1 rRNA gene is annotated in these 213 nt (G+C 51.6%); it reads right to left on the reverse strand.

From position 1 onward, the window contains the following. A 16S ribosomal RNA gene (locus M3180_RS23185) occupies nt 1-213 on the reverse strand; the annotation flags it as partial.

Below are 213 nucleotides of genomic sequence, written 5' to 3' on the forward strand. Positions count from 1 at the left end.
TTACCTCACCAACTAGCTAATGCACCGCAGGTCCATCCATAAGTGACAGATTGCTCCGCCTTTCCCAACTCTCTCATGCGAGAGAATTGCGTATCCGGTATTAGCATTCGTTTCCGAATGTTATCCCGGTCTTATGGGCAGGTTACCTACGTGTTACTCACCCGTCCGCCGCTAACTCTCAGGAGTGCAAGCACTCCATCAAGTCCGCTCGAC

It is taken from the genome of Paenibacillus camelliae, from assembly GCF_023715345.1.
GTDB classification, from domain to species: Bacteria; Bacillota; Bacilli; order Paenibacillales; family Paenibacillaceae; genus Pristimantibacillus; species Pristimantibacillus camelliae.